Below are 23,433 nucleotides of genomic sequence, written 5' to 3'. Positions count from 1 at the left end.
TCTTCGTAATACCGATAGTTTTGACTTTTTATTTCATGCTATTACATGTATGGATTTTTATTCCATAATTTCACCGAATATGGAATCAATATCGCTAGATTCAATAGACCTGCGCCTGCTCGACGCCCTTCAGCGCGACGCCTCGCAGACCAACCAGCGCCTGGCCGCCGATGCCGGCATCTCGCCGCCCACCTGCCTGCGCCGGGTGCAGCGGTTGCACGAGCAAGGGCTCATCGAACGCCAGGTCGCGCTGCTGTCGCCCGACCGGCTCGCCGCGGCGCTAGGCCACGGCCTGCAGGCGGTGATCGAGATTTCGCTCGACCGGCAGGACGCCGCGTCGCTCGACGCCTTCGAGGCCCGCGTGATCGCAGACGACGCGGTGCAGCAGTGCTGGCGCGTGTCGCCGGGGCCGGACTTCGTGCTGGTGGTGGCCGCGCGCGACATGCCGGACTACGGCGCGCTCACGCAGCGCCTGTTCACGGCCGATGCGAACGTGCGCAACGTCAAGGCCTTCTTCAGCCTCAAGCGCGCCAAGTTCGAGCCCCAGGTGCCGCTGGCACCCCGGGCATGAGGAAGAAGGCGATCAGGCCTTCGGTTTTTTTTGCGGGCGCTTCCAGTTCGGGAAACTGACCTGCTTGCCGCGCGCCACGGTCAGCGCGCCCGGCTCGGTCGACTTGTTGATGGTCGACCCACCGCCGATGGTGCCGCCCGCGCCGATGGTGACCGGCGCCACCAGCACGCAGTTGCTGCCCACGTGCACGTCGTCGCCGATCACGGTGCGGTGCTTGTTGGCGCCGTCATAGTTGGCGGTGATGCTGCCCGCGCCGTAGTTGACGCGCTCGCCCACGGTGGCGTCGCCCAGATACGCCAGGTGGTTGGCCTTGGCGCCGGGGGCCAGCGTCGAGTTCTTGACCTCGACGAAGTTGCCGATGTGGACCTCTGCGCCCAGTTGCGCGCCGGGACGCAGCCGCGCGAAGGGGCCGACGAGTGCGCCCGCACCCACCGTCACGCCAGCCTTCTCGCCGTCGACGTGGGTGAACGGGTGGATCACTGCACCGGCCTCGATGCGCGCATTGGCAATCACGCAATTGGCACCGATGCGCACGCCCTCGCCCAGCGACACCATGCCTTCGAAGATGCAGTTGACGTCGATCTCCACGTCGCCCGCGCATTCGAGCGTGCCGCGCAGGTCGAAGCGCGCCGGGTCGGCCAGGCGCACGCCCTGCTCCATCAGCGCGTCGGCCTGGCGCAGCTGCCAGGCACGTTCGAGCGCCGCGAGCTGGGCGGGGCTGTTGATGCCGGCCACCTGAAGGGCGTCGGCGGTGACGTGCGCGACCACGGGCACGCCGTCGGCGGCGGCGAACTTCACCACGTCGGTCAGGTAGTACTCGCCCTGCGCGTTCCTGTTGTCCAGCCGCGCGAGCCAGCCCTTGAGCAGGCGCGCGGGCACTGCCATCACGCCGCTGTAGATCTCGCGCACGGCACGCTGCGCTTCGCTTGCGTCCTTGTGCTCGACGATGGCAGTGACCTCGCCACCGCCCGCCGCGCGGATGACGCGGCCGTAGCCGCTCGGGTCGTCGAATTCGATGGTCAACAGCGCGAGCCGCTGTCCCCCGCTGGCCGCGATGAGCGCACGCAGCGTGTCCTCGCCGATCAGCGGCACGTCGCCCGACAGCACGACCACCGTGCCGTCGTCCGGCAGCAGCGGCGCGGCCTGCTGCACCGCGTGGCCGGTGCCGAGCTGCGGCTCCTGGCGCGCGAAGCGCAGCGTGGCACCAGGGATGCCGCTGTCCAGCGAAGCCTCGACTTCGGCCGCGCCGTGCCCGGTGACAACCACCACGCTGCGCGCACCGATGCGCGCGGCGGTGCCCGCCACATGCGCCAGCAGGGCGCGGCCACCCAACCGATGCAACACTTTGGGCAGCCTGCTTTTCATGCGCGTGCCCTTGCCGGCGGCCATGATGACGATGTCGACCGGCCCCTGGTTGTCTTGTTGCGGAGTTTGATTCATGCGTTTTTCTTCCCGATTTCGTTGCGCTGCAGTGGCGCGGATTATCGGCGTGCTGCTTGCCGCCGCCGCCCTGGGCGCCTGCAGCGCGATCAAGCTGGCCTACAACAACCTGCCCACGGTGAGCTACTGGCGGCTCGACGCCTACCTGGACTTCAACGGTGCGCAGACACCGAAGGTGCGCGACGAACTCGAGCAGTTGCTGGCCTGGCACCGGCAGAACGAGCTGCCGCGCATCGCCTCGCTGCTGCAGGAGGCGCAGGCGCTGGCGCCGGGCGAGGTGACGCCGGCACAGGTATGCGCCATGACCGACCGCATCCGCGAGCGCCTGCTGGCCGTGACCGAGCGCGCCGAGCCCGCTGGTACCGAACTGGCGCTCAGCCTGAGCGAGTCCCAACTGCAGCAGCTGGAACGCAAGTACGCGAAGGTCAACGCCGAATACCGCAAGGGCTGGCTCGAGCGCACCCCGGCGCAGGTGCAGGAAAAGCGCTACGACCGGGCCCTCGACCGGGCCGAGGATTTCTATGGCCGGCTCACCGACGAGCAGCGCGACCTGCTCAAGCAGCAGGCGGCGCAGTCGGTGTTCGACCCGCGGCTGACGGATGCCGAGCGCCGCAGGCGCCAGCAGGACGCACTGGCGGTGCTGCGCGGCTTCGTCGCCGGCAAGCCATCGCCCGCCGAGGCGCGCGCCGCGCTGCACGACTACATCCAGCGCATCGCTGAGCCGCCGCCCGGACCCTGGCGCGACCAGCAGCAGGCGCTGCTGCAGGAAGGCTGCCGCAACACGGCAGCGCTGCACAACGGCACCACCGCGAGCCAGCGCGCGCAGGCGGTGCGCCGGCTGCAGGCCTACCAGGAAGACCTGCGCCAGCTGGCGGCCACGCGCTGAAGGGCCTGCCTCCTCAGATCAGGGGCGTGGGACGCATCGGGCGCTCGAAGTAGTCGCCCAGCTTTTCCAGCGCATGCGGCTCCATGATGCGCAGCCAGCCGGCGTCGATCTTGTAGAACCCCAGGCGCTGCAGCCGCCGCAGCGTCTTGTTGGTGTGCACCAGCGAGAGCCCGAGCGCGTCGGCGATGTGCTGCTGGTTGAACGGAAACTCGACCCAGCCGTCGCGCACCATGCCCACGCGTTCCGCGCGGCGGTACAGGTGCATCAGCAGCATGGCCACGCGCTCGGCGGCGTTGCGCCGCCCCGAGGTGACGAGGCTGTCGTCGACCATCTTTTCTTCGCCCGCCACCAGCCAGGTGATGTCGTAGCCGAGCTTGGGCTGGGCATGGAACAGCTCCCAGAGCCGCTCGCGCGAGAACGCGCACAGCGTGACGTCGGTCACCGCCTCCACGCCGTGCGTGTGGCCGTCGGCGAACTCGTCCTGCAGGCCGAGGAAGTCGCCGGGCAGCAGGAAGCTCAGTATCTGCCGCCGGCCGTCGCTCAAGGTCTTGTAGCGAAAGGCCCAGCCCGAATAGAGGGTGAAGAGCTGCGGGCTGCGCCGGTGCTCGTCGATGATCGAGCTGCCGGCTTCCACCCGCCGGGAGCCGACGCGAAACGCCTGGATGGTCGCGAGTTCTTCGCCCGAGACCGGCAGGAATGCATCGAGGCGGCGCAATACGCATTGGTCGCACGGATTCATGCCCTGGGGAGGCGACGCGGCAACGGGGTAGTCCTCGAATTTCACGCTTCACTATAGGCCGTTCGCCTGTGTCTTTTGACATTTCGCGGCGTCCCCGGCTTTCCTACACTGCGCATGTCCTCCCCTCACCAGACGCATGACAGACGAACAACCGCAGAAACTCCCGCTCCACGAGGTCCTTTACTGCAGCACGCTGGCCCAGGACCAGTCCCCGGCTACCGTGGGGTCGATCACTTCCCAGGCACGCGCGCGCAACGCGGAGCGCGGCATCACGGGGCTGCTGGTGTTCGACGGCCTGCGTTTCTGCCAGCACCTGGAAGGCCCGCGCGAGGCCGTCGACATGCTGATGCGGCAGATCGAGAAGGATCCGCGCCATGTCGACGTCAGGGTGCTCTACGAGGCCCCCCTGGAGGCCCGCCGCTACAGCGGCTTCGGCATGGGGCTGGCCGAATGCGAGGGCCTCGACCTGATGGCCGGCGTGCACGTGCTGGACGGCGAGGCGGCCCTTCGGCACTTCCTGGACCTGCGGCCCAGCTTCGACATCAACTGCTGAATGGAGCGGCTGGCTCCCCAAAAAGAGAAAAGCGGCCGGAAGGCCGCTTTTTCAGCTCCTGGAGGCGGTCGGTCGATCAGGCGTTGTCCCAGCTGTAGGTCGCGCCGTAGCCGTCCCACGCCTCCATCACGATGCGCTGGCCCGCGGCCACCGTCAGCGATTCGCCGGGTGCGAGCACCAGGTCTTCGCTGGGATTGCGCAGCGTGGCGTCGGGCGTGATCCACACCCGGCCCTGCTTGACCCGCAGGATGCTGGCCGACCGTGCCTTCAGGCTCATCGCCTCGCCGGGCGCGATCTGCCAGGCGCCACGGCGCACGGCCGGCGGAACGGCGGCGGCGCGGGCAGGAACGGACACGGGCGAGAACGATTCGGTGGTGCAGACAGCGGTGGACATGGTGTAACTCCTTGGGCTTTGCCGAAGCGCTTGACAGAAAGAGGCAATAGCGCAGTTCGGGAATGAATGATCGTTTCTACGGCGTTGGCGGTCCAATGAAAACGAGTTAGCCTACTGATGCGTGTTCAGCATCAATCGACCTGGACGCCGACTCGCCCTCCAAAGTCATACCCATGCAACATTCGCAGACCCATTTGCGCTCCCGCCCGATCTCCGCCGGGCACCTGCGCGCCTTCGAGGCGGTGGCCCGGCACCTGAACTTCCGCGCCGCAGCGGAAGAAATGGCGCTGACCCAGTCGGCCGTGAGCCGCCAGATCCAATCGCTCGAGGAAGAGGTGGGCGTGGCCCTGTTCCTGCGCCATACGCGCGCGGTGGAGCTCACGAGCGCCGGCGCCCTGCTGCTGCTGGCGGTGCAGCAGTCGCTGCCGCGCATCGACATGGCCGTGCGCCAGATCCGCCAGAGCGCGGGACGCCAGAGCGTGTCGCTGACCACCTTTGCCTCGTTCGCCTCGATGTGGCTGATCCCGCGGCTGGAGGCCTTCCAGCGCGACAACCCCGAGATCGACATCCGCATCGACGCCAGCGACGTCGCGGTCGACCTCGAAGTGGCAGACGTGGACATCGCCCTGCGCTACGGCCCTCGTGAAAGCATGCCCGCCGGCGCCGTGCGCCTGTTCGGCGAAACGCTGACACCCGTGGCCAGCCCCTGGCTGCTGAAGAGCAACCCGCCCATCAAGACGCCCGCGGACATCACCCGGTTCACGCTGATCGAGGCCGGCGACGCGCACCGCACGCACCTGGAGTGGCTGACCTGGCGCCGCTGGTTCGAGGTGAACGGGCTGGAGCGCGCACAGCCCAAGCGCTGGCTCTATTTCAACTACGCCTACCAGATGGTGCAGGCCGCGCTCACCGGCCAGGGCGTGACGCTGGCGCGCAGTTCGCTGATTGCCGAGAGCCTGGCCAACGGCGACCTGGTGGAGGTGCTGCCGCAGCACCGCATGGACTCGCCGATGTCCTACTGGCTCATCGCCGGGCCGCGCAATGCGCTTCGCCCGGAGATCAGGGCCTTCTGCGACTGGCTGCAGCTGCAGGCCGTGACCACGCGCGAGACCATCGGCGAGGTGCCCGATCCGGACACCGTCGACAACATCGACTGACCGAGCCGCTCAGCTCGTTGGCCAGACGACGCCGTTGTCGTTGAGGATCGCGTCGAGCGGCAGGTCGTGCGCCTCTGGCTCGAAGTCTTCAAGGAAGCCGTGGGTGAACCCCAGCCCCACCGTGAACGGCCGCGGCTCCAGCGCGGCCAGCGTGCGGTCGTAGAAACCGCCGCCATAGCCCAGCCGGTAGCCGCCCGCGCTGTAGCCCACGCAGGGCACGAACAGCAGGGTCGGCACGATCAGCTCGGTGTCCTTGGGCTTGGGAATGCCGTAGGCGTCTTCTTCCATCTGGCAGCCCGGGTACCAGGCATGGAAGGTCAGCGTCTTGTGGACCTTGTCGATCACCGGCAGTCCGATGCGGCGACGCTGCGCCTCCTCCATCAGCTCGCCGTCTTCCTTCCATCGATGTAGCGCGGGCAGCGGATCGAACTCGCCCTTGATCGGCCAGTAGGCGCCGATCACGGTGTCGGGCCGGCCCACCAGCCAGATGCGCATCACGCGCTGCAGCAGGTCTGCGCGTGTCAGCCGGTCCGGCATGGCCAGGCGTTGTGCGATCAATGCCTTGCGCAGCTGATCCTTCAGAAAACTCGCCGTCGCCGAAGTGCCGGCATCCTTTGACTTGTCCATAATCCCCCGATGCAGTTCCCAAGCATTTTGGCACCCAAGCGCGCCTACCCGCGCAACACAACCCCCGCACTCGTTTTTTCCGCTGTCCTGGCCCTCGCCGCGTTGCTCTCGCAGCAGCCCGCCGCGGCACAGAACGGCAACACCAACGACGACGTGCTGATCCAGATGAAGCAGGCCTTCCAGCGCGGCGACAAAGCCCGCCTGGCCGCCCTGCTGCCGCAAGCCCGAGGCCATGCGCTGGAACCCTGGGCCGCCTACTGGGAACTCAAGGCACGCCTGCAGGAAGCCGCCCCCAACGAAGTGCAGGACTTCTTCGCGCGCTACCCCGGCACCTACCAGGAAGACCGCCTGCGCAACGACTGGCTGCTGCTCACCGGCCAGCGCCGCGACTGGGACAACTTCTCCGCCTCGCTCGACGGCTTCCGCATGGGCGACGATGCACAGGTGCGTTGCTACGCGGTCCTGGTCGACACGCTGCGCAGCGGCACCGCCACGCAGGCGCAGGCCGACGAGGTGCGTCGCAGCTGGCTCGCCCAGAAAGACCTGGACGACGGCTGCCTCACCGCCGCAGACCGCATGGTCGCCGCCCGCCTGATGTCGACCAACGACGTCTGGAAAAAGGCCCGCCTGGCCATCGAGGCCAACCGCCCGCAGGCCGCGCGCGCCGCCGTCACCATCGCCGCGCCCGATGCGCTGCCGCTGTTCGACGAGCTCAACGCCAGCTCGGCCAAGTTTCTGACCGGCCGCGCCTTCGTGGCCGCCAAGTCGCGCAAGGAGCTGGTGGTGCTGGCGCTCATCAAGGTCGCCATTGCCGATCCCGAACTGGCCGCCTCGCAGCTCGACAGCAAGTGGGGCCCGATGCTCTCCGCCGAAGAGCGCAACTGGCTCTGGGGAACCATCGGCCGCGCCGCCGCCATCAAGCTGTGGCCGCAGGCCGGCAGCTATTTCGCCAACGTCACGAAGAACGGCGACCTGTCCGACGACATGCTCGGCTGGCGCGTGCGCGCCGCCCTGCGTACGGGCCAGTGGAAGGAGGTGGCGCCCGCCATCGACGCCATGAGCGAAACCGCCCAGCTCGACCCGACCTGGGTCTACTGGAAAGCCCGCGCCCTGGCCAGCGTCGGCGGCGACGAACGCCGCGCCCAGGCCCGCGAGCTCTACCAGAGCATCGCCGGCTCGCGCGGCTTCTACGAAATGCTGGCGCTCGAAGAGCTGGGCCAGCGCACCGTGGTGCCCACGCGCCCCGCCCCGCTCACGCCCGAGGAAAAGGCCGCCGCGCGCAACAACCCGGCGCTCGCCCGCGGCCTCTACGCCATCGCGATGGGCCTGCGCCCCGAAGGCACGCGCGAGTGGAACTACGCCACCAACCTGCACGACAAGGGCGGCATGGACGACCGCGCGCTGCTGGCCGCGGCCGACTTCGCCTGCCAGCGCGAGGTGTGGGACCGCTGCATCAACACCAGTGAGCGCACCAAGGGCGTGGTCGACGTGGAGCAGCGCTTCCCGATGCCCTTCCACGACACGGTGCTGCGCAAGGCCCAGGACATCGGCCTCGACCCGGCCTACGTCTACGGCCTGATCCGCCAGGAAAGCCGCTTCATCATGGATGCACGCTCCGGCGTCGGCGCCTCGGGCCTGATGCAGGTCATGCCCGCCACCGCGCGCTGGACGGCCCGCAAGATCGGCATGTCGGACTTCTCGCCCGGCCAGATCAACGACCGCGAGACCAACATCACCATCGGCACCAACTACCTGAAGCTCGCGCTCGACGACTTCGACGGATCGATGGCGCTGGCCGCCGCCGCCTACAACGCCGGCCCCGGCCGACCGCGCAACTGGCGCAACGGGCCGGTACTCGACGCCGCCATCTGGGCCGAGAACGTGCCGTTCACCGAGACGCGCGACTACGTGAAGAAGGTGCTGGCCAACACCACCAACTATGCCGCCATCATCAGCGGCCGGCCGCAGTCGCTGAAGGAGCGCCTGGGCCGCGTGGGGCCGCGCGACGCGGCCGAGCCGGAACCGAACAAGGACCTGCCCTGAGGCCGAACACGGCCCCGCATCAATTCGCGCCGCGTTCGGCATCAATCGCGGCGCGGCGCCCGGCTAGCATCGAAGGCATTTCCCCGAATCACCGCAACGAACGGAGGCCTCCCTATGCGCAAGCTCTATGTCGGCAACAAGAATTACTCGTCGTGGTCCATGCGGCCCTGGGTGCTGATGAAGCAGGCCGGCATCGAATTCGAGGAAGTCGTGCTGCGCTTCGATTCGTTCGATGCCGACTCGCAGTTCAAGCACACCATCGGCGCGCTCAACCCGGTGGCCAAGGTGCCGGTGCTGGTGGACGGCGAACTCGTCGTCTGGGACACGCTGGCCATCGCCGAATACCTCGCCGAAGCCTTCCCCGAGAAGCAGCTCTGGCCCCGGTCGGTGGCCGACCGTGCGCGCGCGCGCAGCGTCTGCGCCGAAATGCATTCGGGCTTCGGCGGCCTGCGCAACCATTGCGGCATGAACATCGAGGCTTCGCTGCCCGAAGTGGGTGCGCGGCTGATGAAGGAGGTGCCTGAAGTCGCCAGCGACCTCGCGCGCATCGTGCAGATGTGGAGCGGCCTGCTGGAGGCGCACGGCGGCCCGATGCTGTTCGGCGCCCAGTTCGGCATCGCCGACGCCTACTTCGCACCGGTCGGCACGCGCATCAAGACCTTTGGCTTGCCGGTGCCGCCGCACATCACGGCCTACATCGAGCGCGTGCAGGCGCTGCCGGGCGTCAAGGCCTGGATCGACGATGCACTGGCGGAGAAGGACTTCCTGCCATTCGAAGAGCCCTACCGCACCCGGCGCTAGGGTCTTCGAGGCAGGTGGCAGGTCAGAACCGGTAGGTGGCCGCGAGGTAGGTCACGATGGGGTTCAGCTTCAGGCTGGCCTCGCTGGTGGCCACCGGCAGGCCGGTGACCGAGGTCGTGGTCAGCCTGGCCTTGGTCTTCAGCGGGATGTACGACACCGAGAACGAGAGGCCCCAGTGCTTGTCGAACTGGTAGGCCACGCCGACGTTGACCACGGGTGCGAACGAGCTGTCGAGCTTGGCCGTGGTGTTGACCGCAAACGGCGACTGGTGGAACTGGCTGGCCAGCGCGCCCTGCAGGTTCGAGGTCAGCTTGACGCCGCTGTACCAGACGTAGGTGGCGCCCAGGCCGACATAGGGACGAAAGGCGTCGTTGCCCTCGTTGAAGTAGTACTTGCCCAGGATGGTCGGGCTCCACTGGCGGGCCTCGCCAAGCTGGCCGACGCGGCCCAGGGTGCCGGTGCCGTCGAGCTTGAACTTCGGCGGCACGCCGAACACGCCTTCCACCGCCCAGTGGCTGTCGAGGAAATACATGGCGCTGAGGCCGAGGGTGTCGGAGTCGCTGGCGCTCGCGCCGGAGCCGGGCAGCACGGCCGGAATGGGCGAAGTCACGGTCAGCGGCTTGCTGGAATCCTGCGGTGACAGATGGAACCAGCCCGTGCCGAGGACCCAGTTGCCGGCCTGTTGCGCCATCGCACTTCCGGACGCCAAGGCCCCCAGAGTCGCCAGCGCAAACATCGTCTTCTTCATGCGAATTGCTCCTTTGATTGAAAGATCCCTCCGCGGATTCGGGAGCTGGCTTGTGTCTGCCGCTTCATTTCGTCCGGTCGACGAACGATTACCCGGTTTGCTTCGAAAATTATCGAACGACCGTTCTATTTTTTGAACCCGGGAGTATCCCTACACTGCACCCATGAAGATTTTTCTCGTTGGCGGTGCACTGCGCGACCGCCTGCTGGAGCGCCCGGTGTCCGACCACGACTGGCTGGTGGTCGGCGCCACGCCCGAAGAAATGGTGGCCCGGGGCTACCTGCCGGTGGGGCGCGACTTTCCGGTGTTCCTGCACCCCGAGACGCGCGAGGAATACGCGCTGGCCCGCACCGAGCGCAAGAGCGCCCCGGGCTACCGCGGCTTCACCGTGCATGCCGCGCCCGACGTCACGCTGGAACAAGACCTCGCGCGCCGCGACCTGACCGTCAACGCCATCGCGTTGCCGGCCGAGCTGGTGGGCGCCGACGGCCGCTTCGACCCCACGCCCGCCGCGCTCGCCGACCCTTTTCACGGCCAGCGCGACCTGCGCGACAAGGTGCTGCGCCACGTGACGGACGCCTTCCGCGAAGACCCGGTGCGCATCCTGCGCGTGGCGCGTTTCGCGGCCCGCTTCGACGACTTCTCCGTCGCCCCGGAAACGATGGCGCTGATGCGCGAGATGGTCGCGGCCGGCGAGGCCGATGCGCTGGTGCCCGAACGCGTGTGGCAGGAGCTGTCGCGCGGCCTGATGGAAGCGCATCCCTCGCGCATGTTCGAGGTGCTGCGCGACTGCGGCGCGCTGGCCGTGCTGCTGCCCGGGATCGAAACCGGCACGCAAGCCATGGCGGCCATCGATGCCGGTGCGCGCCTGCGGGCCTCGCTGGCGGTGCGCTTCGCCTGCCTCATGCGCAGCGTTGGACAACCGCAGCTGCAGCAGGTGTGCGACCGCTGGCGCGTGCCGGTGGACATCCGGGAGCTGGCCGAGGTGGTGGCGCGCGAGCATGGCCACGTCGACGGCAGCGGCGCACTCGATGCAACGGGGCTGGTGCGCCTGCTGGAGCGCTGCGATGCTTTCCGCAAGCCCGCACGCTTCGCCGAGGCGCTGCTGGCCTGCGAGTGCGATGCGCGCGGCCGGCCCGGCTTCGGCAACGCGACCTACCCGCAGCGAGAGCGCCTGCTCGCGCTGCTGGCAACGGCGGCGGCAGTGGCCACCGATGCGGTGGCGAAGGCTGCGCAGCAGTCGGGTGCCACCGGCCCGAAGATCGGCGAGGCGATTCACCGGGCGCGGGTGGAAGCCGTCGCGGCATCGCTGCCGGCACGAACCTGAAACGGCCGCCCGCTGACGCCAAAGGGAGATTCGGCATTTGCCGACACGCGCGCATGATGGCGCGTGTTATGGTTTTTCCCAATGCCAAAGTCCTCCAGCAACTTGCAGTTGCCTCCTCCGTTAGGCCGGGACGCAGCCCTCTTTCTCGACTTCGACGGTACGCTGGTCGGACTCGCGCCCACGCCTGAAGCCATCGAGATTCCTCCTGCCCTCGTGCCCCTGCTGGGCGATCTGCGCGACCTGCTCGGCGGCGCGCTCGCCGTGGTGTCGGGCCGCCAGATCGATTCCATCGACCGCTTCCTGGCCCCGCTGCGCCTGCCCGCGGCCGGCGAACACGGCGTGCAGCGCCGCGACGCCGAGGGCCATATGCAGGAGCAGCGCGCGCCCGACCTCGTGTCCATCCTCGACATCGCCAACGAACTCGCGCGTGTGCACGAAGGCCTGCTGGTGGAGCGCAAGCACGCCGCCATCGCGCTGCACTACCGGCTCGCGCCGCAGCTCGAGGCGGTGTGCCGCGACGCGATGTCGCGCGCCATCGCGCACGAACCGCAGCTCGAGCTGATGCACGGCAAGTTCGTCTTCGAGGTGAAGCCTGCCGGCGTGCACAAGGGCATCGCCATCGAGGCCTTCATGAGCGAAGCGCCCTTCGCGGGCCGCACGCCGGTTTTCCTCGGCGACGACACCACCGACGAAACCGGTTTTGCCGTGGTACAGCCGCGCGGCGGCATCGCCGTCAAGGTCGGCTCCGGGCCGAGCCTGGCGCTGCACCGCCTCGAATCGCCGCGCGACGTCTATGAATGGCTGGTGCAGGCACGCGACCTGCTGACAGCCCCCGAAAACAAGAACACCGAACCCCCGAGGAGCCCCCGATGAGAGAACGACAACTGATGGAGGCTCCCGAAGACCGCGCGGGCGAGGCGCTGGCCGGTGCCGCCGGTCCCGACGACAAGGCCCCCGTCGATGCAAAGGCGGCCGCCGCGCCCGGAACGCGCGGCTTCGCGCCGCCGGCCGAACCTTCGCTGAACGTGGGCGTGATCGGCAACTGCGCCTACAGCGCGCTCATCGACGCGCGCGGCCGGGCCGTGTGGTGCTGCCTGCCGCGCTTCGACGGCGATCCGGTCTTCAATGCCCTGCTGCATCCCGGCGAAGACGCCGGCGCCTGGGCCATCGAGATCGAGGACTTCGCCTCCAGCAAGCAGTGGTACGAACCCAATACCGCGGTGCTGCGCACGCAGCTGTTCGACAGCGCGGGCCAGGGCATCGAGATCACCGACTTCGCGCCGCGCTTCTACAGCCGCTCACGCTACTTCCGCCCGCTGATGATGGTGCGCCGCGTGCGGCCGATCGCCGGAGCGCCGCGCGTGCGCGTGTCGCTCGACCCGCGCTTCCAATGGGGCGCCGTGGCGCCGGAGGAGGTGACGCGCGGCAGCAACCACATCCGCTACGTCGGTCCCGACGTGACGCTGCGGCTGAACACCGACGCCTCGATCTCGCACATCCTCGCGCGCCAGCCTTTCGTGATCTCGCGCGAATACAACTTCATGTTCGGCGTGGACGAGACGCTGCTCGACGGCATCGCCGACACCGCGCGCAAGTTCGAGCAGGAAACCATCTCCTACTGGCGCACCTGGAGCAAGCGCCTGGCCATTCCCTTCGAGTACCAGGAGGCGGTGATCCGCGCGGCCATCACGCTCAAGCTCTCGCTGTACGAGGACACTGGCGCCATCGTGGCCGCCATGACCACCAGCATCCCCGAGGCGCCGGGCAGCCAGCGCAATTGGGACTACCGCTACTGCTGGCTGCGCGACGCCTTCTTCGTGGTGCGCGCGCTCAATTCGCTGAGCGAAGTGGGCACCATGGAAGACTACCTGCGCTGGCTCGGCAACGTGGTGATCGGCTCGCACGGCGAGCACATCCAGCCGCTGTACGGCATCGGGCTGGAGCGCGAGCTGCCCGAGTCCTTCGTCGAAGGCCTGCCGGGCTACCGCGGCATGGGTCCGGTGCGCGTGGGCAACCAGGCGCAGGAGCACTTCCAGCACGACGTGTACGGCAACATCGTGCTCGGTGCGGCACAGGCCTTCCACGACCATCGGCTGCTCAGCCGCGCGGGCGTGGCGGAGTTTCCGCACCTGGAGGCGGTGGGCGAGCAGGCGGTGCGCGTGTACGGCACGCCCGACGCCGGCATGTGGGAGCTGCGCACGCGCGCCCGCGTGCACACCAGCTCGGCGCTGATGAGCTGGGCCGCCTGCGACCGGCTCTCCAAGATCGCACGCGCGCTGAACCTGCCCGAGCGCGCGGCCTACTGGCACGGCCATGCCTCGCGCATGAAGGAAGAGATCCTCGCCAAGTCGTGGTGCGAGGAGCGCCAGGCCTTCGCCGAAAGCTTCGGCGGCCACGAGCTCGACGCGAGCATCCTGCTGATGGTGGAGGTGGGCCTGATCGACGCGCGCGACCCGCGCTTCATCTCCACCGTCGACGCCATGGAGAAGTCGCTGTGCGACGGCCCCTACATGCGCCGCTACGAGGCGGCCGACGACTTCGGCAAGCCCGAGACCGCGTTCAACATCTGCACCTTCTGGCGCATCGACGCGCTCGCCAAGATCGGCCGCAAGGCCGAGGCGCGCCAGATCTTCGAGACCATGCTCGCGGCGCGCAACCCGCTGGGCCTGCTGTCGGAAGACACGCACCCGGTCACGGGCGAGATGTGGGGCAACTTTCCGCAGACCTATTCGATGGTCGGCATCATCAATGCGGCCGTGCGCCTGTCGGCGCCCTGGGATTCCTGCATATGAGCCGACTCGTCGTCGTCTCCAACCGCGTGGCGGACCCGCGCAAGCCGGCGGCCGGCGGCCTCGCCGTGGCGCTCGGCGAGAGCCTGCAGCAAAGCGGCGGCCTGTGGTTCGGCTGGAGCGGACAGATCGTCGAGGGTGGCCCGACCGGCGAAGGCGAACTGCACAGGCAGCAGGCCGGCCAGGTCACGCTGGCCACCATCGACCTGAGCCGCGAGGACCACGACAGCTACTACCTCGGTTACAGCAACGACGTGCTGTGGCCGGTGTTCCACAACCGCCTGGACCTCGCTCACTTCGACGCCGGCTTCATCGGCGGCTATCGGCGCGTGAACCAGCTGTTCGCGCGCAAGCTGCTGCCGCTGCTGAAGGACGACGACATCATCTGGGTGCACGACTACCACCTGATCCCGCTGGCGGCCGATCTGCGCGCCATGGGCTGCAGGCAGCGCATCGGATTCTTCCTGCACATTCCGCTGCCCCCGCAGATCATCACCGCGGCCATTCCGCAGCACGCGTGGCTGATGCGCTCGCTGTTCTCCTACGACCTGATCGGCTTCCAGGCGCAGCAGGACGTGCAGCACTTCGAACACTACGTGCGCAACGAGGCCCACGGCGAGTACCTGGGCAACGACATGTACCGCGCCTACGGGCAGACGGTGCGCAGCAACGCCTTCCCGATCGGCATCGACGTCGACGAGTTCGCGGCGCTCACGCACGCGAAGGAGTCGCGCGACATGTACGAGACCATGAAGCGCGAGTACTCGAGCCGCCGGCTGTTGCTGGGCATCGACCGGCTCGACTACTCCAAGGGCATTCCGCAGCGCGTGCGCGCATTCCGCGAGCTGCTGGCCAACTACCCCGAGAACCGGCGCAGCGCGACGCTGATCCAGATCGCCTCGCCCACGCGCGAGACGGTCGATGCGTACGGCGACATCCGGCGCGAGCTCGAATCGCTGTGCGGCGCCATCAACGGCGACTACGGCGAGCTCGACTGGATGCCGGTGCGCTACATCCACCGCATGGTGGCGCGCAAGCGCGTGCCGGGGCTGTGCCGCGCGGCGGCCGTCGGGCTGGTGACGCCGCTGCGCGACGGCATGAACCTCGTGGCCAAGGAATACATCGCGGCGCAGGACCCGGCCGACCCGGGCGTGCTGGTGCTGTCGCGCTTTGCCGGCGCGGCCGAGCAGCTGAAGGAAGCGCTGCTGGTGAATCCGTACGACACCCATGGCACGGCCGAGACGGTGCAGCAGGCGCTGCAGATGCCGTTGGAGGAGCGGCGCGAACGGCACCAGAAGCTGCTGTCTCGCATTCGCGAGCAGGACATCCATTGGTGGCGCCGGAGCTTTCTGGATGCGCTGCGGGAGGCTGCGAGCGAGCGCTGAAACTGTCTGTTCAGTTCAGTTCGGGGGCGTGCTCACACCGACCGGGGGACATTCGCGGGAGGGAGCACCCGGTGTCCTTCGCACACGCCACGGAATGAGACGCTCACCAGCCAGTGAGCAAGCGCACGAAACGCATCACCGGCCGGCCCTGTTCGGGTCCTGAAACCAGCCCCGCCGCCGGCGCATGAATCCGCAGATGCGCCGTCGCCAGCGCAGACACCTCGATCCAGCCGCCATGCGCCAGGTGATGCACATCGCCCTCGTTCAGCACCGCCTGCGCCATGAACACCGTCTCGCCGAACCACCCGGGCGGGGACACTACGCGCACCCGGCCCTCGGCCACCTGCAGCCACGTGCCGGCATCGACAGCGGTACGCAGGGACTGGCCCGGCTCCAGGATGACGGAGGCAGGTGCGGAGGTGAGCGTGGTGATCATGGCGTGCCTTGAAAAGCGGTGATTCGGGTATCGATCGTAGAAATCCGGCCACTCAAAAAACAGGCACACGCCACGGCTATTGCGACCGGAACAGCCCGGCTGTGAACGCATCTGTTATGGTCGTTTTCCCGAGCAACTGCATCTGTTTTCGGATGCCCGATGCGGGGAACATCGACGCCATGGACTCGCTACCGCTCTACCGCCAGCTCTCCGCGCACTACGTGGACGCGATCCACATTGGTTCGCTCAAGCAGGGCGACAAGATGCCGTCGCTGCGCAGCCTGATGCGGCTGCACGACATCAGCCTGTCGACCGCGCTGCAGGTCTGCCGCGCGATGGAGAGCGACGGCTGGGTCGAGGCACGCGACCGCTCGGGGTATTTCGTGCGGCGGCCGCAGCGGCTGGCCATCGCGCCGATGGAAGAGCCGGTGGCTGGCGTGCCGCCCGATCCGGCGCAGTTCGTCAGCATGCGGGCGCGCATGGCCAACTTCATGGCGCGCGGCCGGCACACCGGCGTGAAGCTCAACTTCGCCATCGCCCGCGCGGCCCCCGAGCTCTATCCGGCCGAGGCGCTGCGCAACTCGATGACGCGCGCGCTGCGCCAGCGGCCCGAGCTGCTGACCACCGCCTCGTCGCAGAAAGGCCACGAGCAGTTCCGCGAGGCGCTGGCGCAGCGCAACCTGCGCGTCGGCATGACGGTGCCGCCCGACGAAGTGCTCGTCACCAACGGCTGCATCGAGGCGCTGAACCTCGCACTGCGCGCGATCGCCAAGCCAGGCGACACGGTGGCCGTGGAGTCGCCCACCTTCTACGGACTGCTGCAGGTGCTCGAAAGCCTGGGGCTGCGCGCGCTGGAGATCCCGACCAGCCCTCAGACCGGCATCTCCCTCGAGGCGCTCGACCTCGCCATCCACACCTACGACGACATCAAGGCCGTGGTGGTGGTGCCGCACCTGCAGAACCCCATCGGCAGCGTGATGCCCGACGCCCACAAGCAGCGGCTGGTGCACCTGTGCGAGAGCCATGGCATTGCGCTGGTCGAGGACGACACCTACAGCGACCTCGTGGAAAGCGACACGCCGCTGCGCGCCATGAAGTCGTGGGACCGCACGGGCAACGTGATCTATTGCGCCTCGCTGCACAAGGTACTGGCGCCGGGGCTGCGGCTGGGCTGGATCACCGCCGGACGCTGGCATGCGCAGGTGGAAATGCTCAAGTACGCGCAGACCCGCAACAACGAGGCGCTGGCGCAGATCGCGGCGGGCGAGTTCATCGCCAGCGGTGCCTACGACCGCCACCTGCGCCGGCTGCGCGAGCGGCTGCACGTGCAGCGCGACCAGACGGCGGACGCCATCGCCAGGTATTTTCCGGCCGGCACGCGGCTGAACCTGCCGCGCGGCGGGCTGCAGCTGTGGGTCGAGCTGCCGGCGCAGCGCTCGTCGGTGGACGTGTTCGAAGCCGCGCTGCGCGAGCACGTGCTGGTGGCGCCGGGCGCGCAGTTCTCGAACTCGGGGCGCTTCGACAACTACCTGCGCCTCAACTGCGGCTGGCCGTATTCGAAGGCGGTGGATGCGGGGCTGAGGCGGCTGGGCGAGATCGTGGCGGCCGTGCGGCCGCCGGGCTAGCTGCGATTCAGACGATGTAGAAGACGACCGCGTCGCGCCTAGCGGCCGCGGCTGCAAAGAATCGCTTCACGCCTTCCATGAAGCCCGCGAGATCCTGTGTGCCGTCCTGCCAGACCCTGGCCCAGTAGAGCTCGGCGAACTTTGCCGGCTCGCCCATGAAACGGCCCATCAGTTCCGCCACGTCGCACTGCGCGAGCCGCGCCGCCGCGCGCTCCACGTGGGCCGCCGTGAGATAGATGCAGCCCAGGCCGTCGGTGCCTTCGAGCTCTTCGCCATCCACCGCCTCGGGCATCAGCGTGCGTACCACGTCCCAGGCCTGTTCCACCGTCTGGCTATCGTGCGGACCGCCCTGCTCGGCAGCCGAGTGCAGGAAGTCCGACACGGTGGACGGATCGATCACCAGCGCGCGCAGCCGGTAGCGGTCGAGGGCGTAGAAGGCGGCGCCGATGCTCAAGTGCTGGGCTCCATGCGTGCGGCGCGTGCGACGGCCGCGAGCGCCATGCTCACGCTGTCGATGTTGCGCTGCGCGTTGTCGATGTTCCTGAAGTGGTCGGGCGAGCAGATCTGGTTGAGCAGCAGCGTGCGCTTGAAGTGCACCAGCGCCTGGCGCAGGTCGCCCTCTTCCTGCGCGATCAGCCCCAGGTCGTTGTGGGCGGTGGCGGCCGCCGGGGAGATGCCGCGGCAGTCGCGCTGCTGGATGTCGAGCGAACGCTCGAACAGTTCCCGGGCCCGGACGAAGTCGCGCCGCGCCATGTAGAGGCCGGCGAAGTTGTTGAGCATGTCGGAATGCAGTTCGGCATCGCCCTCGCCCGGCGGGAGCTTGTCGAGGTGCACGAGGGCGCGCGCGTAGCAGAGCTCCGCCTTCTCGTCCTGGCCAGAGTCGGCGTAAAGGAACGCGAGGTTGTTGAAGGCGCGCACCACGCCGTCGCTGGAGCCGCCCCGGGCCTCGGCAACCGCCATGGCGATGGTCTTCTTGTAGAGCGTCTCGGCCTCGTCGGAGCGCCCGGCCGCGGCGTGCAGCAGCGCAAGGGTGTTGGTCGGCCCGCGCCGCCAGCTGTCGTCGAGGCCGAGCTGCCCGGCCATGGCCAGCGCCTCGTCGGCCGCGGCCTGCGCCTCGTCGTTCCAGTGCAGCCGGCGGCACAGCTCCGCATGGCTGGACAGGTGGAGCACCACGGCCTTGTGCGGGCCGCCGTACAGCCGGCGGCTGGCGGCGACGGTTTCGGCACAGAGCTTCTCGGCACTCGGCAGGTCGCCCTGGGCCAGCGCGTCGCGGTAGCGCGCCTCGCGGTCTTCGAGCAGCTTCAGCAATGCGCCCTGCTCGTCGGATGCCGCGCCGCGGGCCTTGCGCTCCTCAATGTCGGCCAGGGCCAGGTCGAGTGCCTTGCGGGCGATGTCGATGTCCTCCGCCGGCATGCCGATCTTGCGGCCAATGGACAGGCTTTCCTCGAGGCAGGCCCGGGCCTTGTCGAGGGCGCCGAGCTGGTGGCAGGCCTGCCCCAGCATGCACAGGCTCATCGCGAGGTTCTGGTGCGGGCCCTTGAACACGCGGCGCGCGCTGGCGACGACCTGCTCGCCGATGGCGACGGCCCCGGCCCAGTCGTCGGCCTCGGCTGCGGCCACGAAGCGCTCCTGCAGCCGGCTGGCTTCGGCGAGGGCGGCGAGGTCGAAGTCCTTGGCGTCGCTCACCGCGGCGCGGCGGACGTTGCGCCGGGCCGCGGCATCTTCCTTCCTGGCCCCGGCCGCACCCTGCCGCGCCAGCTGCCGGTGAATCCAGTACAGGTCGAACAGCAGCCACGGCAGGACGAGCACCAGGCCGAAACGCGATCCCGGCAGGCCCGCCATTCCGTACAGCAGCAGCGCCAGCTGCGCCGCGCCGCCCAGGTAGCTCCCCAAATAGAAGCGATGCGCCCCGATGAAGCCGCCCACCAGCCACAGCAGGTAGGCATAGGAGCGGCGGCGGGGCAGCTGAGTCATGGTTTCGCCGGCGCGCGTGGCCGTTCAGTCGAGCAGCGCCAGCGCCGCGTAGTCGCCGACCTTGTCGCCCAGGCCGGCAGGCACGAGGCGCACGCCGTGCGTGAGCGGCGGCAGCTTGCCGTCGACCTGCGCCTGCAGCCTCGGCAGCAGAAAGTCGCGGTGGTGCCAGAACACGCTGCCGCCCAGGCTGATGCGCTGCAGGTCAAGCGTGGCGATCAGGTTGTAGAGCATGCGGCCCATCACGCGGCACAGCGCATCGACGATCTCGAGCGAATGCCGCTCGCCACCCGCAGCCGAACTGAAAAGATCGGCCGCGGACTGGCCGAAGCGCCGTGCGATCGAATTGCCGGCAATCAGCCCTTCGACGTCGCCGACGTTGCCGCAGCCGCACAGCGCGCCGCTGGCGTCGTCCACCACGAAGCTGTGGCCGGCATGGCCGGCGTTGCCGTTCTTGCCGCGCAGCGCGCGGCCGTCCACGCACAGGCCGACGCCGACGCCGGTGCTCCAGGTGACGTAGGCGCAATCGTCCACGCCCTGGAGCGCACCCCAATGGCGCTCGGCCTCCAGTGCGGCCACGGCGTCGTTCTCGACCCGCACGCGGGCGAAGCGCTTTGCCAGCGGGGCCTCGATCAGCGCGGTCATCCAGGTGTTGGGCAGGCCGCGCGCCGGGCCGGCGATGCCGCCGCAGATGTTGGGCGTGGCCAGTTCGACCTGGCCGTCGCGCAGCTCGAAAGGCCCGGCCGACGACACGCCCACGCGATCGATGCTCGCCGCATCGATGCCCTGCTGCGCACAGACTTCGTCGATCATCCGCATGATCTGCACTGCCACCGCATCGTTGTCGCCGGTCTTGGCCGTGGGCTCGCTGCGGCGGCCGATCAGCGGCGCGTCGCTCGAGGCGGAAAGGCTCACGGCCACCTTGGTGCCGCCGATGTCTACGCAGGCTCTCATTGCTGTTTGTCTCTTGTCTACAGGAGGCGCGCGACCAGCGCCGCGATCATGCTGAGCACCACCGTGCTCGCAATCGGCAGTTGCCATTCGCGGCCGAAGGCGCGGAACTCGAAATCGCCGGGCAGGCGTCCGAAGCCGAAGCGGCGCAGCCAGGCGGCCAGCCCGCTCATGAGCACCAGTGCCAGGACGACGACGATCAGCCAGCGGAACATATGGACAACAGTCTAGGCCGAGAGAATGGCCATGGCTTGCCGGTGGAGTTCGGGCGTTGCCGCCGCGATCACCCGCCCGTCGGACTTCAGCCCCAACGGCTGGCCCTGCCAGTCGGTGATGACGCCGCCCGCCGCCTCGATCAGCCCGGCCGGGCCGAGGTAGTCGTAGGGCTGCAGGCCGGTTTCGACCACGAGGTCGATGGTGCCGCCCGCCAGCTGGGCGTAGCCGTAGCAGTCGCCACCGAAGCGGCGCATCGCGCACTGGCGGCTGAGTCTGTCGAAGGCGGCCCAGTCGGCCGGCGCGAAGATGTCGGGCGAGGTGGTGACGATGCGGGCCTTGGCCACGTCGGTGCAGCCGCTCGCGCGCACGGGCTGGCCGTCGCGCGTGGCGCCCTTGCCCCCGTCCTTGGGGTTGTGGCCGATCCAGCGTTCCTCGAGCACCGGCATGTCGATCATGCCCAGTACCACGCGCCCACCCTCCAGCACGCCGATCAGCGTGCCCCACAGCGGCGAGCCGGTGATGAAGCTGCGCGTGCCGTCGATGGGGTCGAGCACCCAGATGCGCCCGGCGTCGAGCCGCTCGGGGCCATGCTCCTCGCCGTAGATGCCGTCGGCCGGCACGCGAGCGCCAAGGATGTCGCGCATGGCCGTCTCGGCCGCGCGGTCGGCCAGCGTGACGGGGCTTTCGTCGGCCTTGGTGATGATGTCCAGCGGCGTACGGAAGTAGCGCATCGACTGCGCGGCCGCGGCATCGGCCAGCGCCTGGGCAATCGACGGGAGATCGGGGGTCGAGGAGCTCATGGGAGAGAGGAGTACACGTGCCAAAACTGCGATTAGACCCGAGCCGGGCCGGGTTTGACACGGCAGTGGCGCCAGCCCTAGCATGGCCCGGAAATTGCCAGGGAACACGACAAATGACTTCATTCAGATTCCTGCGGAGCGCGTGGCTCGCCCTCCTGCTCGGCGCTTCGGCCCTGCTGGCTCACGCCACCCCTTCCGCCACGGAGGAAAAGCTGATCGACACGCTGATCCAGCGCGTCTCGAAGATGTCGGCCATGGTCTTCATGCGCAACGGCAGCGAATACAACGCCGCGGATGCTGCCAAGCACATGCAGGCGAAGTACGACCACTTCAAAAAGGAACTGGTGACGGCCGAAGACTTCATCGAGCGCTGCGCCTCGCGCTCGGAGATGACGGGGCAGGCCTACAAGGTGAAGCTGACCGATGGCATGGTGCGCGACGCCAACGAGTTTCTCAACAGCGAGCTGCGCGCGCTGCGGCAGGCCGCGAAGAAGACCAGCGGCTGAGCGCCTTGAAGTCGGTCCGCAAGAGAAATCAGAAAGGCGTGCCGCCGACGATGGTGGTGCGGTTGAGGCGGCGACGCAGGTGGTCGGGCGTACCTGCCGCGAGGTGCATCAGCGAGCGGTTGTCCCAGAACACGAGGTCGTGCAGCGCCCATTTGTGGCGATAGACGAACTCAGGTTTCACGCTGTGCGCGAACAGCTCGGCGAGCAAGGCATCGCTTTCGTCCTGCGGCAGGTCCACGATGCGCGTCGTGAAATGCTCGCTGACGAACAGTGCCTTGCGGCCCGTCTCAGGGTGCGTGCGCACCACCGGCTGCACGGCGGGCGCAACCTGGTCGATCTGCGCCTGCGAGAGCTTGGGCCGCCACGGATTCTTCGCGCGCAACTCTTCGTACTTGGCGAGGTAGCTGTGCTCGGCCTTCAGCGGCAGGATGCGCTGCTGCAGCTCGGGGCTCAGCGACTCCCATGCGAGATGCTGGTCGGCGAACAACGTGTCGCCGCCTTCGCTCGGCAGTTCCTGGGCATGCAGCAGGGAGCCCAGGCTGGGGTTGGGCTTGTACGAGATGTCGGAATGCCAGTAGACGCCCGCATCGCCGAGGCCGATGGGCTCGCCGTTCTCCTTGATGTTGGAGACGATGAGGATCTCGGGATGGTTCTTCAGCTGGAACTGGTGCAGCACGTGGATTTCGAGCGGGCCGAAGCGGCGGCTGAAGTCGATGTGTTCTTGCGGGGTGATCTGCTGGTCGCGGAACACTAGGACGTGGTGGGCGAGGTGGGCGCGGTGGATGCGAGCGAAGTCTTCGGTGTTGATGGGCTTCGAGATGTCGAGGCCTACTACCTCGGCGCCGACCGGGGCATCGAAAGGGTGCACTTCGAAGTGCTGCGAAGGGGCATCTACCTCGCTGATGGGGGCGGCAGTCATGCCGGGAATGTAGGGGGCGGGGTTTGGATCGCCAACGAACTCTTTGTTGCTAGCTTATGACTTTGTTTTGAGGGGCTGATGTCTTTCCGGGGCCGGGTCTCGCCCCGGCAGGCGACTCACTTTCTTTTGCTTCGCCAAAAGAAAGTAAGCAAAGAAAAGGCGACCCTGCTGTCTGCGTCCCTTCGCTTCGCTACGGGCAGCCTGCGGTGCTCGACTCCGGAGGGGGTCCGCAGAACTCGCTTCGCTCAAACAGCTGCGGCCCTGATCCCTCCTGCGTCTGCGCTCCTCGGCGCAGCCAGAAGGGATTTGGAACGCGCCGTCGCTGCGCTCGGCTCCGGAACAGCCAATACCAAAACCAAAAGCCAATACCAACCACCGCAGGCGCTTTGCGCCTGCGGTGGCTTGGTGGCCAAGCGAAGCAAAGGCCCGGGAGGGTTCCCCTCCCCTCTGGCTGCGCCGAGGAGCGCAGCGTTTCGCGGATCAGGGCTCGCAGCTGTTTGAGCGAAGCGAGTTCTGCGAGACCCCGCGAAACGCGAGCACCGCAGGTTG

At 68.3% G+C, this 23,433-nt stretch carries 24 protein-coding genes; 12 read left to right on the top strand and 12 right to left on the bottom strand.

Translation table 11 applies throughout. The features are described 5' to 3' along the window. Positions 1 to 79: 79 nt before the first annotated feature. On the top strand, positions 80 to 571 hold the full coding sequence (locus tag PMI12_RS09630) for an Lrp/AsnC family transcriptional regulator (protein ID WP_007831511.1): 492 nt from the start codon (positions 80 to 82) through the stop codon (positions 569 to 571). A 12-nt stretch (positions 572 to 583) separates the two neighbouring features. On the opposite strand, the gene glmU is transcribed toward PMI12_RS09630, so the two are convergent. Next, positions 584 to 2,011, bottom strand: coding sequence for a bifunctional UDP-N-acetylglucosamine diphosphorylase/glucosamine-1-phosphate N-acetyltransferase GlmU (glmU, locus tag PMI12_RS09625; RefSeq protein ID WP_007831509.1), 1,428 nt, complete (start codon positions 2,009 to 2,011; stop codon positions 584 to 586). A 49-nt stretch (positions 2,012 to 2,060) separates the two neighbouring features. Here glmU and PMI12_RS09620 point away from each other — a divergent pair, with 49 nt between their 5' ends. Continuing rightward, positions 2,061 to 2,897 (top strand): DUF6279 family lipoprotein, encoded by an 837-nt coding sequence (locus PMI12_RS09620; protein ID WP_237726060.1) that lies wholly within the window; start codon positions 2,061 to 2,063, stop codon positions 2,895 to 2,897. Between the two features lie 13 nt (positions 2,898 to 2,910). Here the strand turns inward: PMI12_RS09620 and PMI12_RS09615 are convergent, their stop codons facing one another. Beyond that, positions 2,911 to 3,681: a Crp/Fnr family transcriptional regulator gene (locus PMI12_RS09615; RefSeq protein ID WP_007831507.1), complete on the bottom strand. Its 771-nt coding sequence runs from the start codon at positions 3,679 to 3,681 to the stop codon at positions 2,911 to 2,913. Between the two features lie 91 nt (positions 3,682 to 3,772). On the opposite strand from PMI12_RS09615, the gene PMI12_RS09610 reads away from it, so the two are divergent. Continuing rightward, the gene (locus tag PMI12_RS09610; RefSeq protein ID WP_007831506.1) at positions 3,773 to 4,189 is read left to right on the top strand and encodes a BLUF domain-containing protein; all 417 of its coding nucleotides are present in this window, start codon (positions 3,773 to 3,775) and stop codon (positions 4,187 to 4,189) included. 76 nt (positions 4,190 to 4,265) lie between these two features. Here PMI12_RS09610 and PMI12_RS09605 read toward each other — a convergent pair whose 3' ends face one another. Then, entirely contained in the window at positions 4,266 to 4,583 is a 318-nt protein-coding gene (locus PMI12_RS09605; protein WP_007831503.1) for a DUF2917 domain-containing protein, read from the bottom strand. A gap of 173 nt (positions 4,584 to 4,756) precedes the next feature. Between PMI12_RS09605 and PMI12_RS09600 the strand changes: the two genes are divergently transcribed. Next, a complete protein-coding gene (locus tag PMI12_RS09600) occupies positions 4,757 to 5,740 on the top strand; it encodes a LysR substrate-binding domain-containing protein (RefSeq protein WP_007831501.1) in 984 nt (327 codons plus the stop codon). A gap of 9 nt (positions 5,741 to 5,749) precedes the next feature. On the opposite strand, the gene PMI12_RS09595 is transcribed toward PMI12_RS09600, so the two are convergent. Further along, entirely contained in the window at positions 5,750 to 6,367 is a 618-nt protein-coding gene (locus PMI12_RS09595) for a 5-formyltetrahydrofolate cyclo-ligase (RefSeq protein ID WP_007831500.1), read from the bottom strand. Between the two features lie 9 nt (positions 6,368 to 6,376). On the opposite strand from PMI12_RS09595, the gene PMI12_RS09590 reads away from it, so the two are divergent. Together PMI12_RS09590 and PMI12_RS09585 are read left to right on the top strand one after the other, a co-directional pair. Then, positions 6,377 to 8,410 carry a lytic transglycosylase domain-containing protein gene (locus PMI12_RS09590; protein ID WP_007831498.1) on the top strand — a complete coding sequence of 678 codons (2,034 nt, stop codon included), beginning with the start codon at positions 6,377 to 6,379 and terminating at the stop codon, positions 8,408 to 8,410. A 114-nt stretch (positions 8,411 to 8,524) separates the two neighbouring features. After that, positions 8,525 to 9,211 carry a glutathione S-transferase family protein gene (locus PMI12_RS09585; protein ID WP_007831497.1) on the top strand — a complete coding sequence of 229 codons (687 nt, stop codon included), beginning with the start codon at positions 8,525 to 8,527 and terminating at the stop codon, positions 9,209 to 9,211. Positions 9,212 to 9,233: 22 nt separating this feature from the next. Here PMI12_RS09585 and PMI12_RS09580 read toward each other — a convergent pair whose 3' ends face one another. Next, on the bottom strand, positions 9,234 to 9,959 hold the full coding sequence (locus PMI12_RS09580; protein WP_007831496.1) for an OmpW/AlkL family protein: 726 nt from the start codon (positions 9,957 to 9,959) through the stop codon (positions 9,234 to 9,236). A gap of 163 nt (positions 9,960 to 10,122) precedes the next feature. Here PMI12_RS09580 and PMI12_RS09575 point away from each other — a divergent pair, with 163 nt between their 5' ends. From PMI12_RS09575 to otsA, 4 genes are all read left to right on the top strand, one after another. After that, positions 10,123 to 11,286, top strand: coding sequence for a hypothetical protein (locus PMI12_RS09575; RefSeq protein ID WP_007831495.1), 1,164 nt, complete (start codon positions 10,123 to 10,125; stop codon positions 11,284 to 11,286). An 81-nt stretch (positions 11,287 to 11,367) separates the two neighbouring features. Continuing rightward, entirely contained in the window at positions 11,368 to 12,159 is a 792-nt protein-coding gene (otsB, locus tag PMI12_RS09570) for a trehalose-phosphatase (protein WP_007831492.1), read from the top strand. Further along, positions 12,156 to 14,078 (top strand): glycoside hydrolase family 15 protein, encoded by a 1,923-nt coding sequence (locus PMI12_RS09565; RefSeq protein ID WP_007831491.1) that lies wholly within the window; start codon positions 12,156 to 12,158, stop codon positions 14,076 to 14,078. Before otsB ends, PMI12_RS09565 begins: the two co-directional genes overlap by 4 nt. After that, the gene (gene otsA, locus PMI12_RS09560; protein WP_007831489.1) at positions 14,075 to 15,460 is read left to right on the top strand and encodes an alpha,alpha-trehalose-phosphate synthase (UDP-forming); all 1,386 of its coding nucleotides are present in this window, start codon (positions 14,075 to 14,077) and stop codon (positions 15,458 to 15,460) included. Before PMI12_RS09565 ends, otsA begins: the two co-directional genes overlap by 4 nt. Positions 15,461 to 15,563: 103 nt before the next feature. Here the strand turns inward: otsA and PMI12_RS09555 are convergent, their stop codons facing one another. Further along, on the bottom strand, positions 15,564 to 15,896 hold the full coding sequence (locus PMI12_RS09555) for a hypothetical protein (protein WP_007831488.1): 333 nt from the start codon (positions 15,894 to 15,896) through the stop codon (positions 15,564 to 15,566). A gap of 179 nt (positions 15,897 to 16,075) precedes the next feature. On the opposite strand from PMI12_RS09555, the gene PMI12_RS09550 reads away from it, so the two are divergent. Next, positions 16,076 to 17,521, top strand: coding sequence for an aminotransferase-like domain-containing protein (locus PMI12_RS09550; protein ID WP_042673126.1), 1,446 nt, complete (start codon positions 16,076 to 16,078; stop codon positions 17,519 to 17,521). A 7-nt stretch (positions 17,522 to 17,528) separates the two neighbouring features. Here PMI12_RS09550 and PMI12_RS09545 read toward each other — a convergent pair whose 3' ends face one another. Genes PMI12_RS09545 through hisN form a run of 5 tightly spaced genes read right to left on the bottom strand, consistent with a single transcriptional unit; the run spans position 17,529 to position 21,459 of the window. Continuing rightward, a complete protein-coding gene (locus tag PMI12_RS09545; protein ID WP_007831484.1) occupies positions 17,529 to 17,975 on the bottom strand; it encodes a DUF1877 family protein in 447 nt (148 codons plus the stop codon). Further along, entirely contained in the window at positions 17,972 to 19,495 is a 1,524-nt protein-coding gene (locus PMI12_RS09540; RefSeq protein WP_007831482.1) for a tetratricopeptide repeat protein, read from the bottom strand. The genes PMI12_RS09545 and PMI12_RS09540 overlap by 4 nt, the downstream gene beginning before the upstream one ends. A gap of 24 nt (positions 19,496 to 19,519) precedes the next feature. Further along, complete coding sequence (locus PMI12_RS09535; RefSeq protein WP_007831480.1) at positions 19,520 to 20,446, bottom strand: ROK family protein; 927 nt, start codon at positions 20,444 to 20,446, stop codon at positions 19,520 to 19,522. 17 nt (positions 20,447 to 20,463) lie between these two features. Continuing rightward, positions 20,464 to 20,658 carry a DUF2905 domain-containing protein gene (locus PMI12_RS09530; RefSeq protein ID WP_007831478.1) on the bottom strand — a complete coding sequence of 65 codons (195 nt, stop codon included), beginning with the start codon at positions 20,656 to 20,658 and terminating at the stop codon, positions 20,464 to 20,466. 12 nt (positions 20,659 to 20,670) lie between these two features. Next, positions 20,671 to 21,459 (bottom strand): histidinol-phosphatase, encoded by a 789-nt coding sequence (gene hisN, locus PMI12_RS09525; protein ID WP_007831476.1) that lies wholly within the window; start codon positions 21,457 to 21,459, stop codon positions 20,671 to 20,673. 113 nt (positions 21,460 to 21,572) lie between these two features. Between hisN and PMI12_RS09520 the strand changes: the two genes are divergently transcribed. Further along, positions 21,573 to 21,965 (top strand): DUF5329 family protein, encoded by a 393-nt coding sequence (locus PMI12_RS09520; protein ID WP_007831474.1) that lies wholly within the window; start codon positions 21,573 to 21,575, stop codon positions 21,963 to 21,965. A gap of 28 nt (positions 21,966 to 21,993) precedes the next feature. Here PMI12_RS09520 and PMI12_RS09515 read toward each other — a convergent pair whose 3' ends face one another. Then, positions 21,994 to 22,884 (bottom strand): TauD/TfdA dioxygenase family protein, encoded by an 891-nt coding sequence (locus PMI12_RS09515; protein ID WP_007831472.1) that lies wholly within the window; start codon positions 22,882 to 22,884, stop codon positions 21,994 to 21,996. Between the last annotated feature and the right edge of the window lie 549 nt (positions 22,885 to 23,433).

The sequence above is a fragment of the Variovorax sp. CF313 genome (assembly GCF_000282635.1).
In the GTDB taxonomy this organism is placed as follows: Bacteria; Pseudomonadota; Gammaproteobacteria; order Burkholderiales; family Burkholderiaceae_C; genus Variovorax.
The sequence above is the reverse complement of the archived record's forward strand: the minus strand, read 5'-3'. Positions and strand labels throughout refer to the sequence as shown.

Bases quoted from the DNA above. Each gene is read 5' to 3' on its own strand.
- PMI12_RS09515 (WP_007831472.1), bottom strand. From the start codon at position 22,884: ATGACTGCCGCCCCCATCAGCGAGGTAGATGCCCCTTCGCAGCACTTC.
- otsA (WP_007831489.1), top strand. From the start codon at position 14,075: ATGAGCCGACTCGTCGTCGTCTCCAACCGCGTGGCGGACCCGCGCAAG.
- PMI12_RS09530 (WP_007831478.1), bottom strand. From the start codon at position 20,658: ATGTTCCGCTGGCTGATCGTCGTCGTCCTGGCACTGGTGCTCATGAGC.
- PMI12_RS09595 (WP_007831500.1), bottom strand. From the start codon at position 6,367: ATGGACAAGTCAAAGGATGCCGGCACTTCGGCGACGGCGAGTTTTCTG.
- PMI12_RS09600 (WP_007831501.1), top strand. From the start codon at position 4,757: ATGCAACATTCGCAGACCCATTTGCGCTCCCGCCCGATCTCCGCCGGG.
- PMI12_RS09605 (WP_007831503.1), bottom strand. From the start codon at position 4,583: ATGTCCACCGCTGTCTGCACCACCGAATCGTTCTCGCCCGTGTCCGTT.
- otsB (WP_007831492.1), top strand. From the start codon at position 11,368: ATGCCAAAGTCCTCCAGCAACTTGCAGTTGCCTCCTCCGTTAGGCCGG.
- PMI12_RS09590 (WP_007831498.1), top strand. From the start codon at position 6,377: ATGCAGTTCCCAAGCATTTTGGCACCCAAGCGCGCCTACCCGCGCAAC.
- PMI12_RS09555 (WP_007831488.1), bottom strand. From the start codon at position 15,896: ATGATCACCACGCTCACCTCCGCACCTGCCTCCGTCATCCTGGAGCCG.
- PMI12_RS09630 (WP_007831511.1), top strand. From the start codon at position 80: ATGGAATCAATATCGCTAGATTCAATAGACCTGCGCCTGCTCGACGCC.
- PMI12_RS09550 (WP_042673126.1), top strand. From the start codon at position 16,076: ATGGACTCGCTACCGCTCTACCGCCAGCTCTCCGCGCACTACGTGGAC.
- PMI12_RS09565 (WP_007831491.1), top strand. From the start codon at position 12,156: ATGAGAGAACGACAACTGATGGAGGCTCCCGAAGACCGCGCGGGCGAG.
- PMI12_RS09575 (WP_007831495.1), top strand. From the start codon at position 10,123: ATGAAGATTTTTCTCGTTGGCGGTGCACTGCGCGACCGCCTGCTGGAG.
- hisN (WP_007831476.1), bottom strand. From the start codon at position 21,459: ATGAGCTCCTCGACCCCCGATCTCCCGTCGATTGCCCAGGCGCTGGCC.
- PMI12_RS09540 (WP_007831482.1), bottom strand. From the start codon at position 19,495: ATGACTCAGCTGCCCCGCCGCCGCTCCTATGCCTACCTGCTGTGGCTG.
- glmU (WP_007831509.1), bottom strand. From the start codon at position 2,011: ATGAATCAAACTCCGCAACAAGACAACCAGGGGCCGGTCGACATCGTC.
- PMI12_RS09580 (WP_007831496.1), bottom strand. From the start codon at position 9,959: ATGAAGAAGACGATGTTTGCGCTGGCGACTCTGGGGGCCTTGGCGTCC.
- PMI12_RS09535 (WP_007831480.1), bottom strand. From the start codon at position 20,446: ATGAGAGCCTGCGTAGACATCGGCGGCACCAAGGTGGCCGTGAGCCTT.
- PMI12_RS09610 (WP_007831506.1), top strand. From the start codon at position 3,773: ATGACAGACGAACAACCGCAGAAACTCCCGCTCCACGAGGTCCTTTAC.
- PMI12_RS09520 (WP_007831474.1), top strand. From the start codon at position 21,573: ATGACTTCATTCAGATTCCTGCGGAGCGCGTGGCTCGCCCTCCTGCTC.
- PMI12_RS09585 (WP_007831497.1), top strand. From the start codon at position 8,525: ATGCGCAAGCTCTATGTCGGCAACAAGAATTACTCGTCGTGGTCCATG.